11 protein-coding genes are annotated in these 13,469 nt (G+C 45.8%); 5 read left to right on the top strand and 6 right to left on the bottom strand.

What is annotated here, in order from left to right; all coding sequences use genetic code 11:
- The first annotated feature begins 2 nt into the window (after positions 1-2).
- Genes R8O70_RS15780 through R8O70_RS15765 form a run of 4 tightly spaced genes read left to right on the top strand, consistent with a single transcriptional unit; the run spans position 3 to position 4,727 of the window.
- Complete coding sequence (locus tag R8O70_RS15780) at positions 3-935, top strand: ABC transporter permease subunit (RefSeq protein ID WP_005377839.1); 933 nt, start codon at positions 3-5, stop codon at positions 933-935.
- Between the two features lie 10 nt (positions 936-945).
- On the top strand, positions 946-1,929 hold the full coding sequence (locus tag R8O70_RS15775) for an ABC transporter ATP-binding protein (RefSeq protein WP_025766748.1): 984 nt from the start codon (positions 946-948) through the stop codon (positions 1,927-1,929).
- A 9-nt stretch (positions 1,930-1,938) separates the two neighbouring features.
- Positions 1,939-2,931 (top strand): ABC transporter ATP-binding protein, encoded by a 993-nt coding sequence (locus R8O70_RS15770; protein WP_005388959.1) that lies wholly within the window; start codon positions 1,939-1,941, stop codon positions 2,929-2,931.
- Positions 2,931-4,727, top strand: a complete 1,797-nt coding sequence (locus R8O70_RS15765) for an aminopeptidase P family protein (RefSeq protein WP_053350405.1) — start codon at positions 2,931-2,933, stop codon at positions 4,725-4,727. Before R8O70_RS15770 ends, R8O70_RS15765 begins: the two co-directional genes overlap by 1 nt.
- Before the next feature lie 160 nt (positions 4,728-4,887).
- Here the strand turns inward: R8O70_RS15765 and R8O70_RS15760 are convergent, their stop codons facing one another.
- Positions 4,888-7,332, bottom strand: coding sequence for a collagenase (locus tag R8O70_RS15760; RefSeq protein ID WP_318184253.1), 2,445 nt, complete (start codon positions 7,330-7,332; stop codon positions 4,888-4,890).
- Positions 7,333-7,634: 302 nt separating this feature from the next.
- On the opposite strand from R8O70_RS15760, the gene R8O70_RS15755 reads away from it, so the two are divergent.
- Entirely contained in the window at positions 7,635-8,069 is a 435-nt protein-coding gene (locus R8O70_RS15755; RefSeq protein ID WP_165401694.1) for a hypothetical protein, read from the top strand.
- Between the two features lie 120 nt (positions 8,070-8,189).
- Here R8O70_RS15755 and R8O70_RS15750 read toward each other — a convergent pair whose 3' ends face one another.
- The 5 genes from R8O70_RS15750 to R8O70_RS15730 all read right to left on the bottom strand — a co-directional run bounded on the left by R8O70_RS15750 (position 8,190) and on the right by R8O70_RS15730 (position 13,458).
- Complete coding sequence (locus R8O70_RS15750) at positions 8,190-9,038, bottom strand: ABC transporter permease (RefSeq protein WP_006741629.1); 849 nt, start codon at positions 9,036-9,038, stop codon at positions 8,190-8,192.
- 2 nt (positions 9,039-9,040) lie between these two features.
- Complete coding sequence (locus tag R8O70_RS15745) at positions 9,041-10,321, bottom strand: ABC transporter permease (RefSeq protein ID WP_318184252.1); 1,281 nt, start codon at positions 10,319-10,321, stop codon at positions 9,041-9,043.
- Positions 10,318-11,439, bottom strand: a complete 1,122-nt coding sequence (locus R8O70_RS15740; protein ID WP_054866064.1) for an ABC transporter ATP-binding protein — start codon at positions 11,437-11,439, stop codon at positions 10,318-10,320. Before R8O70_RS15740 ends, R8O70_RS15745 begins: the two co-directional genes overlap by 4 nt.
- Positions 11,440-11,512: 73 nt before the next feature.
- Positions 11,513-12,427 (bottom strand): dihydrodipicolinate synthase family protein, encoded by a 915-nt coding sequence (locus R8O70_RS15735; protein ID WP_033905160.1) that lies wholly within the window; start codon positions 12,425-12,427, stop codon positions 11,513-11,515.
- A gap of 56 nt (positions 12,428-12,483) precedes the next feature.
- Positions 12,484-13,458, bottom strand: coding sequence for an ornithine cyclodeaminase family protein (locus R8O70_RS15730; protein WP_256895893.1), 975 nt, complete (start codon positions 13,456-13,458; stop codon positions 12,484-12,486).
- Positions 13,459-13,469: the final 11 nt, after the last annotated feature.

Below are 13,469 nucleotides of genomic sequence, written 5' to 3'. Positions count from 1 at the left end.
GTATGTTAACGATCAAAAAACTGGATACACAAGCTCTTCAAGATCAAGTCGTCGACAATATTGAAGCCGTCGAAGGTCGCAGTCTTTGGCAGGATGCATGGACTCGATTTCGTAAAAACAGAGCCGCGATGACATCAGTGTATGTTTTGGCTTTCATTACCTTATGCATCACTTTCGGCCCCTCTCTTGCCGCTTTTGGCCATGATGAAATTGACTGGGAAGTGCTCATCGATCCATACGAGCTAGGGAAACCTTCACTGAGCAGTGGCCATTACTTTGGTACCGATGATCTCGGGCAAGATGTCTTCGCTCGCACGATGCAAGGTGGCAGGCTCTCTATTTTGGTGGGTTTTGTTGGCGCCTTAGTCGCCGTTGTTATTGGTACGATTTGGGGAAGTATTTCCGGCTATCTTGGCGGCGTTGTCGATAGCGTAATGATGCGCATTATTGAGGTGCTCGATTCGGTGCCATTTATGTTTATGGTTATCCTGTTTGTTACCCTTTTTGGCAACAACATCTACCTGATTTTTATCGTGATCGGAATGGTATCTTGGCTGGGCATTGCCCGTGTTGTACGTGGTGTCACCTTCGGTCTAAAAAAGCGAGAGTTCATCGAAGCCGCACACTCTATTGGGGTTTCTAAATTGACAATTGTCCGACGCCATGTTCTGCCTAATGTGCTTGGGATCGTGATGGTTTATTCCTCCTTAATGGTACCAGGATTCATTATGTTCGAATCGTTTTTAAGCTTCTTAGGGCTTGGTGTTCAACCACCAGACACGAGCTGGGGAATCCTAATCTCCGAAGGCGCAAAAACGATTGACGTTGCATTGTGGATGCTGCTTTTTCCCTCTCTGTTTTTAGTTGCCACCCTCTTTTGTTTTAACTTCATCGGCGATGGCTTGCGTGATGCTCTTGACCCGAAAGACCGATAAGGACAAACCCATGCTATCTATTGAAAACATGAACGTGCGCTTCGATACGCCAGATGGGCAAGTGCAAGCGGTCAGTAATCTCTCCTACTCGATTAAAGCGGGCGAAACTCTTGGGATTGTTGGGGAATCAGGTTCGGGAAAAAGCCAGTCTGTTTTCGCATTAATGGGGTTAACCGCGGACAACGGCGCCGTGTCTGGCAGCGCGATGTTCCACGGTGATGATTTACTCGCGATGTCTAAAAAGCAGCTCAACCGCATCCGTGCAGAGAAAATCGGAATGATCTTTCAAGATCCGATGACGTCACTCAATCCATTCATGAAAATTGGCAAACAGCTTTGTGAAGTTCTCATGATTCATAAAGGAATGAGCCGAAAACAAGCAAAAATTGAATCGATTCACATGTTAGATGCGGTGCGTATTCCCTCTCCCGAAACTCGGATGAATCAATACCCTCACGAGCTATCTGGCGGAATGCGTCAGCGAATCATGATAGCGATGGCCTTGTTGTGTAAGCCCGAGTTGTTAATTGCAGACGAACCAACCACCGCATTAGATGTAACCGTTCAGGCTCAAATTTTGACGCTATTACGAGACTTACAACAAGAGTTCAACACCGCAATTTTACTGATCACTCACGATATGGGCGTCGTCGCCGAGATGTGTGATCGCGTATTGGTCATGTATGGTGGTCAAAAAATGGAGCAATCAGATACCGAGACATTGTTCGCTCAACCTGCTCACCCCTATACTCAAGGCCTGCTAAAGGCTATTCCTTCTATCACTGAAGATATGCCACGTTTACCAACCATCCCAGGTAACCCACCAAGTGCGTTGATTAACCATCAAGGGTGTCCGTTTAGAGAGCGGTGCGAGCATCGAGAGACGCGTTGCCAATACGAAACCCCACGGTTTTCCCCATTAAACACGAGCCAGTCCATTGCCTGTCACGTTAAAGCACCCAGTGTTATCACTCCCATTCAAATAAAAGCTTAAGGAGGCGTTATGAATAAAAAAGAAGTCCTCATGTCTGCTCGTGATTTAAACGTCCACTTTCCTGTTTCACGTCATCTTATTCCAAGTCGACGTAAAATCGTGAAAGCGGTCAATGGTATCGACTTAGATGTTTACCGAGGTGAGACACTTGGCATTGTGGGGGAATCAGGCTGCGGAAAATCAACACTTGCACGCGCCTTACTTCGCTTAATTGAACCTACACATGGCGAGTTGACTTGGAAAGGTCAAGACATGCTCGGGTTTAGTAAAAAAGAGCTTTCCTCTCGACGCAGAGAATTTCAGATGGTGTTTCAAGACCCATCCGCTTGTTTGAATCCGAGGTTAACCATCTCAGAATGCATCGCCGAACCACTGCTCACCCACGAGCCAAAGCTTAAACGGGCAGAGGTAGAAAAGCGTGTCATCGCTATGATGGATAAAGTGGGTCTCTTGGCGAGCCAGCGAAACCGCTATCCACATGAATTTTCCGGAGGTCAATGCCAGCGTGTGGGCATTGCTAGAGCGTTAATTCTCAATCCAGATTTGGTCGTGTGTGATGAACCTGTTAGTGCGCTAGATGTCTCCATACAAGCTCAGGTCATCAATCTTCTAGACGATCTTAAACAAGAAATGGGGTTAACACTGGTGATGATTGCGCACGACTTAAGCGTGGTGCGCCATATCAGCGACCGCGTTATGGTGATGTATCTTGGTAAACCTATGGAAGTAGGACGTTACGATAAAGTATTTGATGATGCACAACACCCCTACACCAAAGCACTGTTATCTGCTGTCCCGATAGCTAATCCGCAATTAGCACGTGACCGTGAAATACAACTATTGCCCGGCGATCTTCCTTCTCCACTTAACCCACCGAGCGGTTGCGTTTTTCGTACTCGATGCCCAGAAGCCACAGAAGTATGCGGGCAACAGAACCCAATAAAAACAGGCTCGGAGCAGCATCATATCTATTGCTCAAATATGACTTTAGGAACCATTTAATGAACAATACTAACTCAGTAAACCAACGCCTTACGTTATTACGTGAGGCAATGTCCTTTCACAACGTGTCTGCATATATCGTGACCAACAATGACCCACATAACAGTGAATACTCAGCGGATCATTGGTTAGCGCGAAGCTGGATTTCAGGTTTTACCGGCTCAGCAGGCGATGTCGTCATTACCCAACAAGGTGGTGGCCTGTGGACTGATGGTCGTTACTATATTCAAGCTGAAGAACAGTTACACGGCACAGGACTTGAACTGTTTAAAGCCAAACAACCAGAAACGCCGACAGTTGCCAAATGGCTGGCTACCACGCTACCAGAAAACAGTATTATCGCGGTTGACGGGCGCGCCATCAGTTACGCTTTTTATCAAGGCCTCAAACAAACCTTTGAAGCGAAAAACATTAAGATCATTCTCGACCTGGATTTACTCACACCGATTTGGCTTGAAAGACCACCTCGCCCAAGTGCACCCGTATTCGAGCACCCCACCGCTTTTGCTGGCGTTGACACTGAAAATAAGTTAGCGAGAATCCGTTCTTGGTTAACCGAGAACCAAGTAGATAGCTTATTAGTGTCAACGCTAGATGATGTCATGTGGACAATGAATATTCGAGGTGGTGATACGAATTACTGCCCAGTTTCTGAAGCCTATCTAGTCGTAGAGCAATCACTTGCGACACTGTTTATTGATAAAGCCAAACTGCCTCAAGACGTTGAAAGAGCGCTGACCGATCAGAGTGTACACATTCGCCATTACAACTACGTAAGTCAGTATTTGAATCAGCAATGTGAGGGATTATCGCTCGCTTTTAACCCGACCCACACAGACAGCTTATTGGTGAGTTCGATTGAAGGGAATGTGAATCTAAAGCCAATGGCTTGCCCTGTAACGGCAATGAAGGCCATAAAAAATGCGACCGAGCTAACTAGCCTAGAACAGGCATTAACAGATGATGGTGTGGCAATCGTAAGGTTTATGAACTGGCTCGAAGAGCAAGTTCCAAGCGGACTCGTTACAGAATTGTCTGCTGAGGCACAACTGAATCACTATCGCCGTCAAACCCGACATTATGTGAGTGACAGTTTCCGCACTATCGCAGGCTTCGCAGCTCACGGGGCAAAAATGCATTATGCCGCCGATGAAGAAAGCAATGCGGCAGTCAATGAAAGCAACTTCTTTCTCGTCGATTCTGGTGGCCAATACCTTGGCGGGACAACAGACATCACCCGTACTTTCCACTTCGGGTCACCGACCATTAAGCAGCGCAAAGATTATACCTTGGTGCTCAAAGCGGTCATCCGACTGACTCAGACTCGATTCATGAAAGGCTCTACGGGTGCCAATCTTGATATCATGGCGCGTGGCGTCTTATGGCAACATGGTATTGATTACAAGTGCGGCACTGGACACGGCGTGGGCGTTTGCTTGAATGTTCACGAAGGCCCACAAAATTTCTCGCAAAGCCACCACGAGGTTGAACTAAAACCGGGTATGGTCATTACTAATGAGCCAGGCGTTTATCGCGAAGGTGAGTACGGGGTAAGAATAGAGAACATTCTTAAAGTTGTAGAAGTAGAACAAAATGAGTTCGGCACGTTTTACGGTTTTGAGACCATCACTCTTGCTCCAATTGCGACCAACGCCCTTGATTTATCAATGCTAGATCAAGCAGAGCTAGACTGGCTCAATCATTACCATTCACGAGTCTATCAAGCACTTAGCCCTTTTCTTGATACGCAAGATAAAAACTGGCTTCAACGCACAACCCAACTTATTGAGAAATAGGATATCAGCAAGCTTTATAACGTTTTCATTTTCATCTCAAACTCCTTGTTTGCCAGCCTTCGGGCTGGTTTTTTTATAGAGATAACGGCGTGAAAAACAAAAACGCCCCGCAATGTTAGCGAGGCGATCAATTAAATTAAAATGATGCAGTTAAAATGCCCTACTGACGACACTTCTGAGCATCAAAATCAACGACGATGGCGGCATTCTCAAAGTCACCAGAGACTTTAACGTAGCCCCAGTAGTTACTCTGATTTGACAACGTAATACACTCTCCATTACCAATATTATCTGACCACCCGTGAAGATTAGCACCATCCGGCCAACCAGAGTTACTGTATTCAAGCTTTAGGTTGCCCATACCGTTCCCCGTCGTTATCGCCAGATTTGAGCTCTCATTCACCGCTGGCACGCTCAGCCAAATGGTTTGTTGATTTGCCAAGCAAACAGGCTCTCCTGCTGTTAGGCGCCCACCGCTTACTTTACTTTGCACCGCGCAGTCTTGTGGCAATGTGTCATTACCGCCCAACGTTGAGATAACAACACTATGAGTGGCGGTTGCCGTCAAGCCTTCACTGTCTGTCACACTTAGACTGACCGAATACTCCCCTTCACTCCCATATTGGTGCGTCGGCTTGGTTTGTGTACTTGTCGAGCCATCACCGAAGTCCCATAAGACGCTGACGATCTTCCCGTTTGGGTCTGTACTGTTTTCACTGCTAAATGTAATGCTTTCACCGACTTTCCCCTTGTTGTTTGCGGTTATGACTGCATTAGGTGCACCATTTGAGACAAGGGCTTGCTGCCACTGCTCAAACTCACTTTGATATAAATTCGCCCATTGGGTGATCGTTGCTTTGTAATTGCTCCAATTCCCTTGGCGTGTTTCCACCAGCATTTGGTTTACGTCATCTTTATGATTTTCAAACATAAAACGTACAGCTAAGTACCCCCAACGATAAATTCGATCGACATCAAACCCATCATAAGTAGTCTCGAAAATCTCACTTAAGGTATATGTCGAGCCGTCTAAAATCGTCTCAAGTGCTGCTTGGTTGTCATTTTCTTGAGCGACATACTCTGCAATGCCTTCACTCCACCACACTATTTTTTCAGTTGGATGACTAAACCCTCCATAGAGATCAAATCGACCATCTAAGTAATGCACGTATTCGTGCTCTAAGTTCCAGACAAAGTGATCCGCGTTCGCATAAGAGGCTTCATAAGCAATAAAGTTGGGAATATTCCCCGGCTGGGAAGGATCGCCTTCCAAGTACATACCGCCATTGTCAGTACTAATATCGAAAATTGGCCCTGCGTACTTACCATAATCGGTGCTTGAATCGAAGATATTGACTTGGAGCTGAGTATTGTGGTCATCTTTTACTGGCTGTTCACCAGTTTCTAATGACTGATGAAAGTAACCCTCTTCGTAACCCATTTTAGAACATGCGGCCGCGTGTTGCTCTTGCGTCATATTCTGGGACAATATTCGAATTGTTGGACTACAAGTATAAGTTTGCGATAGCACTAAGCCTTTTAGCTCAGTTTCGAAATTACAAATTCCGAACTCACTACAATCTGCGTAATATGAGGCAGTGTCCGCCGCCGCAAGCCAAACCGCGTCACCCCGACCATACATTTCATACTGTTCAAAGATTCGACTCAGCTGACTCTTCACAACAGAACTCGCGTTACCCGTATACTTGGTCAAACGCCCGAGCTCTCGCCCCGCATTCGCGGCCATGAACTCATCTTCAGCACCGATTGATGATGCCCTCAGAGCAAAATCGCCTAAAGCTTTGGCAAGGTCCGTTTGGTTGCCAATTATTTGCACAAATTGCTCGTTCCACTGCCCACCAAACAAAATAGTGAAAACACCGTTAACTGCATTGCGCATATACCAGTGCTGGGCGTATTGATCATTCCAACGTGTAAGCCATTGGGTCACTTGCGGTAAGTACGCGTGCTGCAAGCCCGCACTATCCATAGTGATGATGACTTCACTAAGCACTTTGCCGTGACGGTCGCTGTTCTCATAGAAGTTTGCGTTATTAACAAACTCATCCACGGATTCTTTCACCGCTGGTGTGACCCATTCAATAAATGAGATGTTGTCATTGTAAAACTCGGCGTAATAACCCGCGCGTAAGTATAAGAACAACGTTTCTAGTTCATCGCTCCCGCCACCTGTATACCCCTTCGCCAATGTCGTAGTACGCTTCGCAATGTTGTACATATGAGCGGAGCTAAATACCGACTCTTGAATCCGACTTTCAGCAGAGAATAGCTGGTTCACACACGTCGCGCCCTGACTTAAAATTTCGCCGATCAATTGGTTACTGCTTTCGGTAACCAATGCTTCCAAATCACAAGCAGTGCTCGACTCATCAAGGCTTTCAAGTGACTGTACTCGAGTTGCCTTGGAAGGCTGAATAGGGAGAGTTGCGGTTGGTTGGTATTCAACTCGATTGGATTCAACACCGTGTGTATGAGCCGAATGTGCATGTTGCTCTGTAACTTGAGAAACTGGCTCGCTTAACGCAAATACGCCAGTGCTGGTTAATGTTGTCGCAATCGCGACACTCAAAGTCTTCAGTTCCATCTAATTTCTTCTATATTGAGTTTTCCTTAGATGCATTACGTCTTTTGCATCGCCACTGCCCTTATTACTGCAAGAGCATCTCCATATAATCTACTCGCAAGACAAGATGAAACATTTTGTTAACAACTGAACGTGACGGTGTCAGTTTTTGGTACTCGAGTTGCCGTTGCACGAGCTTGCCAGAAATCGATTTGCTTTAGTAATATTGATCAACTAGTTGTTTATCTTTCCATTCAAATATCTTTTATTGCTCCTCACAAAAGCGATAAAATGGTTTCTTTTCTTTTTGCTAAACAACTCCTATGACCGACGCTGATATTGAGCTACAACATCTTTGGTTAGAAGTCCAAGCCGAACGCTGGCAAAACCTGCCACGCTTTTTATTCAGTTACTACTGCTACAAGCACAACCTTGTCAGTAAAACCAACAAAGTTTGCTGGGAGACGGCACGTGCAAGACTGCCCGCTTCAACATCAATAAAAGAGCGAAAAAACGCGGTGGTTGAACCGTTAGTCTCTGAGGAAACCGTCGTTGGGTTATTGAAAACCATCAGCAAAGATGGGGAAATGACGTTTGACGTGATGGTAACCACACTTAATACGTTTTTGCACTATGTTGTGATTAGCAAGGAAGAAAAAGCGCAACTTAAATCAAACATGCCAGCTAGTTGGTATCAGCAATCGAACAAGTCGCCTTTGGCACGTTTCGAGCAAGCTGGCATTAAGCTACCAGAGTGATATGTCAGTCATCGCTGATGATAAACACAAAAGACAAGCGCCTACAATGAGGCGCATTTGGTCAAAAATTGAGGAGCACCTAAACAAAAGTGCGTAGCGAGCAACAAAGAAAAAGTTTGGTTATTCTTGAATGCCTCGAATGCGTACATTACGCCTACGTAGAACTTCTAAAGTCACGAGCAAACACACCGACATAAAAATCAGCAACGTAGCGACCGCCAATATAGTCGGACTGATTTGCTCTCGAATTCCTGACCACATCTGCCTAGGAACGGTTTTTTGTTCTGCCCCAGTCAGGAATAACGCCACCACAACCTCGTCGAACGAAGTGCCAAAAGCAAACAAGCCGCCAGAAATCATCCCCGGACGAATCAGAGGAAAGGTAATGTGTCTGAAAGTATAAACAGGGTTTGCTCCTAAGCTAGCCGCCGCTTTTACCAAGCTATGGTCAAAGCCGCTTAACGTCGCAGTAACGGTAATGACGACAAAAGGCGTACCTAACGCAGCGTGTGCCAAAATGACGCCTAAATAAGTTTGTGATAAGCCAAGGCGTGTGTAGAAAAAGTACATCGCAGCAGCAGAGATAATGACTGGTACGATCATGGGTGAGATCAACAGCGCCATAATCGTATTGCGAAAAGGCAAGTTACTACTTGCTAAACCCAACGCCGCCAGAGTTCCTAGCCCTGTTGCAACGAGTGTCGCCATAAAAGCAATAAACGTGCTGTTTTTCAGCGCCAACAGCCACTGATCACTAGTAAACATTTCTTGATACCAGCGAGTAGAATACGCTGCCGAGTCAAGGTTTAACATCCCCTCGGTAAAAGTAAAGTAAGGCGTTGCATTAAACGATAACGGGATGATGGTCAGAATTGGAGCGATTAAAAAGAACAGCACCACCCCACAAAAAGCTAAGTAACCTGCGTAAGCAACTCGCTCTACTTTTGATGCATAGTTTGGTAATGCCATGGTTATCCCCCTACCTTAAGGTTGTTAATGCCAACCACACGGTTGAACATATAAAACAGAACCAGTACAACGAACAAAAGCAGTCCACCCAATGCGCCAGCCATCCCCCAGTTCAGTGATGTCTGCATATGATAGGCAATCATATTGGAGATCATCTGTCCGCTTCTTCCACCAACCAAAGCGGGCGTAATGTAGAAGCCAATAGAAAGAATGAAAGTAAGCAAGGCCCCCGCACCTATCCCCGGTAACGTAAGCGGCATATAAACTTTGATGAACGCAATGAAAGGCGTCGCGCCTAGAGAACGAGCGGCACGGAAATAAGTTGGGCTAATTCCTTTCATTACGCTATACAGAGGCAGGATCATAAAAGGCAACAGAATGTGCACCATAGACACCACCGTTCCGAAGGTATTGTGAATCATCTGAATTCGCTCAGAAGTAAAACCCGACCAAATAAGGAGATCATTAATGACCCCTTGGTTTTGCAGCAGAACAATCCAAGACGTGGTTCTGACTAATAATGATGTCCAAAATGGCAGCAGCACAATGATTAAAAGTAAGTTCGCGCGCTTATCAGGTAAATTGGCAAGCAGGTAAGCAACGGGGTACGCCATCACCAAACAAATTAAGGTGATTGAAATAGACATCCAAAAAGTTTTAAAGAAAAGGTCGACGTATATTTGGCGTTTTTCTGGTTGGGGTTCAATGTCTCCAAACTCATTCACTTGCAAGTCTAGCGCTGCAAGATAGTGACTGAATGTTAATGCGCCACTAAGATTCTTAAACGCCGCCCAATATTTAGGATTAGCCCAACGCTTATCCAGCTTAGCTAGCTGTGTCACCGAGCTCGGCAGCGACGTCAAACGAGACAACTTTCTGCCGGTTTTCATGAGTAAACTGCGCATACCTGACTCTTCAATATTCATCCGGTTGGCTATTTTCGGCAGCTCTTTGCTTTGATAAAGCGCAAGTACTTCAACAGAGAATGCCTCAATGACTTCTTGATGAGGCTGACCTTGATAATCCCAACTTTCTAAGGCTTGAATAGTTTGTGGTAGTGACAGGGATATTTCTCGGTTATCCACGCTTCGATAAAGCATGTCGAGGATAGGAAAAGCAAACGTAAGCAGAACAAAACACACCAATGGCGTTGTGAGCATAATGGAGCGAAGCTTTTTTCGGCGCTCGGCCTTTTGCAACTGCGCTTTCAAATTGGTTTCTTGCTCATGAACTTGGCGTTCGATTTCCAATACAGAATCTAATGCGGTTAGCTCTCGACTCATGCTGCTACCTCGCTACTTTGAGTTTGTGTCCCATCAAGAGCATGGCAATCGTCACTTTGCCAACCAATACGACAAATTGAGCCAGGCGTTAACTGCAAGTGTTTACGATTATCGTTAGGTACTTTAACGATGAAGTGACCAACGCTCTCTACTTCGACTACCAGACGATAATGATCACCGTGATAAATCAATTCTCGTAGGACGCCCGAGACTTGGTTCTCACAAGACGCTTTCTCTGGTTGAATAACAATCTTTTCTGGTCGAATGGAAAGTGTTGTTCTCTGCCCTTGCTCAGAGACTCTGACAGGTTTCGCAGTAAATAACTCTTTCCCAACGAGCACTTGGCAATACTTTCCGTCCCACTCTTTGACTAAACCTGAGAGTTGGTTGTTTTCTCCGATAAACTGCGCAACAAACGTATTACTCGGAGATTCATAAAGCTCGGTTGGTGTCGCGAGTTGTTGCACTTCGCCGTGATTAAAAACCGCAATACGGTCGGACATAGTGAGAGCTTCGTCTTGATCGTGCGTCACATACAAAATGGTAATGCCAAGCTTTTCATGCAAATGTTTAATTTCCATCTGCATTTGCTCACGCAGCTGCTTATCTAACGCGCCTAGTGGTTCATCCATCAACACGAGTTTAGGCTCAAACACTAATGCTCGCGCTAACGCAACACGCTGTTGTTGACCACCTGATAACTGCTTCGGGTATCGAGTCGCAACATGCTCAAGCTCGACCATTTCTAATACACTCTGAACTTTGCTTTGAATCGTGTCACTGTCGAGTTTTCGCACCTTTAAAGGAAACGCAAGATTCTCAGCAATGGTCATATGTGGAAACAACGCATAGTTTTGAAACACCATACCAATATCGCGCTTGTGCGGCGCGAGATGATTAACAGGAACGCCATCAATATAAATGTCTCCACCGGTCGCAGTTTCAAAGCCTGCTAGCATCATCAAGCAAGTGGTCTTGCCCGATCCTGACGGCCCCAACATAGTAACAAACTCTCCAGGAGCAATATCTAAGTTGAAGTCTTTCACCACCAAATTCGTGCCATCGTAGGTTTTCTTAACGTGTTGAAAGCTGACATAGTCCTTGTTTTCCGTGCTCATGACTTCCCTCTTCTCATTTTTTGAATATTACGAATAAGTAGAGCGTCAGTTAACGCTCTACTAAACAGCACAATTACAGATTGTATTTGGATAGGTCTAAGCGGGTTTCTAACGCATGTTCAACCATTTGAATGACTTGTTGACGCTCTTCACCTTGTAAGAGTTGGCGTGGCGCACGAACCTGTTCAGAGCCACGTCCGCAGACTTGCTCGGCCAATTTTATGCACTGAACCAGCGTAGGAATGGTGTCTAAACGCAGTAGCGGTAAGAACCAACGGTAGATTTCTAACGCTTCAGCATAACGACCTTGGCTTGCCAGTTTATAAATCGCGACGGATTCTTCTGGGAATGCGTTGGTTAAACCAGAAATCCAGCCGGTCGCACCTAGCATCAATGATTCAAGAGCGATGTCATCAACACCACTGAACACGGTAAAGCGGTCATCAAATTTATTGTAAAGCTCAGTGATACGACGAGTATCAGTGGTCGACTCTTTGATAGCTACAATACTTTCAAACTCAGCCAGTTTCGCCATAATATCGAGGTTTACATCGACACCATAAGCAACCGGGTTGTTGTAAATCATGATTGGCATTTCTGGCGTTGCTTCTGCTAGCGTGCGGTAATATTCGAACGTTTCGCTCTCAGACGTGCGGTAAACCATGGCAGGCATCACCATACAACCATCGATACCAATTTTGTGCGCATCCTGCATGTAATCAACAGCTGCTGTGGTAATAGACTCTGCTGTACCAGCAATCAAAGGCACACGGCCATTTACGACTTCTTTTGCCGCTTGCAAGACCTGGCGTTTCTCCTCCGGGTACAACGCACAGTTCTCACCGACAGTACCCAAGCAGATAATGCCATTCACACCATCTTTAATCTGGTTGTCTATAACGGTTTGCGTTGCGTCTAAGTCAATTGACTGATCTTGACGAAATTGCGTACTGACCGCCGGATAAACACCTTTCCAATCAATTTTCATGAACTACTTTCCTTATATGTATATTGTATGCAATTTAAATGAACGAGCGAAAATGCTCAGACATGGCTATCTATGCCATTTTCTAACAACACCGCCTTTACAGCGGCCAAATCAGACAAAGCACTGCCAACTGATTTGTATAAAGTAATGACCTCATCGTTTTGACGTCCTGAGATTTGTTGGGCGCAAAGCTGCGGTAATTCCCCTTTGATATCGTCTGAAGTGAACACGCCCTCTTGAATTGGAATGAGAAGATCGCCCGCTTCGGCTAATACATTAATACGGCTATCAACATACACCTGTGCTCGTTGCACTGCTTCGGAGTCGCATTCACGCTTGTCCAAGTCATGATTACCGACCAAATCAATATGGGTGCCCTGCTGCACGTCTGCGCCATTAAACAAAGGCTCTGCTGATGCAGTAATACAGCTGATGATGTCAACATGTTTGATAACGTGGTCCACTTTTTCTACGACTGAAACACGGAACCGACGCTCATCAGGAAGCGACTGATACTCTGAAGATGACACAATGGCATCTACCGTCGCCTCGGCTTTATCTGAGTTACGCCCCCAAATATAAACCTGCTTAAGTGGGCGAACCGCAGCGTATGCCCACGCAAAATAAGGCGCAAGATTGCCCGTTCCGAAGATCAACAGACGATCAGCATCGGGACGCGCTAAATAGTCCGCTGCCAACGCAGAAGCTGCGGCGGTGCGCCAAAACGTTAAAACTTTACCGTCCACGAGTGCGAGCGGCTCACCATCGTTTCGTCTAAAAACAAGCAGCTTAGATGCAAGCGTATCTTTGCCTTGCTCAGGGTTATGCGGGAAATACGTAAAGGCTTTCACCGCAATCAACTCCTGGTTCCAAGCTGGAAGTAGCGCAAACGCCTCGTATTCTCCCTCTTCTAAGGGCATGACTCGGCGTTGAGGTATTGTTGCTGGCCGCGAGTACATTTCACGCATCGTTTCAATAAGAGACTTCATTGTTAAACATTGCGCGACTTGCTGTGCTTCGATGACTTTCATTATTTCTCCGA

Origin of the sequence: Vibrio sp. 779(2023) (assembly GCF_033344285.1) — a bacterium.
GTDB classification, from domain to species: Bacteria; Pseudomonadota; Gammaproteobacteria; order Enterobacterales; family Vibrionaceae; genus Vibrio; species Vibrio alginolyticus.
The sequence above is the reverse complement of the archived record's forward strand: the minus strand, read 5'-3'. Positions and strand labels throughout refer to the sequence as shown.

What these genes read in the sequence shown, in the direction of transcription:
- R8O70_RS15780 (WP_005377839.1), top strand. Translation starts at nt 3, where the DNA reads ATGTTAACGATCAAAAAACTGGATACACAAGCTCTTCAAGATCAAGTC.
- R8O70_RS15775 (WP_025766748.1), top strand. Translation starts at nt 946, where the DNA reads ATGCTATCTATTGAAAACATGAACGTGCGCTTCGATACGCCAGATGGG.
- R8O70_RS15770 (WP_005388959.1), top strand. Translation starts at nt 1,939, where the DNA reads ATGAATAAAAAAGAAGTCCTCATGTCTGCTCGTGATTTAAACGTCCAC.
- R8O70_RS15765 (WP_053350405.1), top strand. Translation starts at nt 2,931, where the DNA reads ATGAACAATACTAACTCAGTAAACCAACGCCTTACGTTATTACGTGAG.
- R8O70_RS15760 (WP_318184253.1), bottom strand. Translation starts at nt 7,332, where the DNA reads ATGGAACTGAAGACTTTGAGTGTCGCGATTGCGACAACATTAACCAGC.
- R8O70_RS15755 (WP_165401694.1), top strand. Translation starts at nt 7,635, where the DNA reads ATGACCGACGCTGATATTGAGCTACAACATCTTTGGTTAGAAGTCCAA.
- R8O70_RS15750 (WP_006741629.1), bottom strand. Translation starts at nt 9,038, where the DNA reads ATGGCATTACCAAACTATGCATCAAAAGTAGAGCGAGTTGCTTACGCA.
- R8O70_RS15745 (WP_318184252.1), bottom strand. Translation starts at nt 10,321, where the DNA reads ATGAGTCGAGAGCTAACCGCATTAGATTCTGTATTGGAAATCGAACGC.
- R8O70_RS15740 (WP_054866064.1), bottom strand. Translation starts at nt 11,439, where the DNA reads ATGAGCACGGAAAACAAGGACTATGTCAGCTTTCAACACGTTAAGAAA.
- R8O70_RS15735 (WP_033905160.1), bottom strand. Translation starts at nt 12,427, where the DNA reads ATGAAAATTGATTGGAAAGGTGTTTATCCGGCGGTCAGTACGCAATTT.
- R8O70_RS15730 (WP_256895893.1), bottom strand. Translation starts at nt 13,458, where the DNA reads ATGAAAGTCATCGAAGCACAGCAAGTCGCGCAATGTTTAACAATGAAG.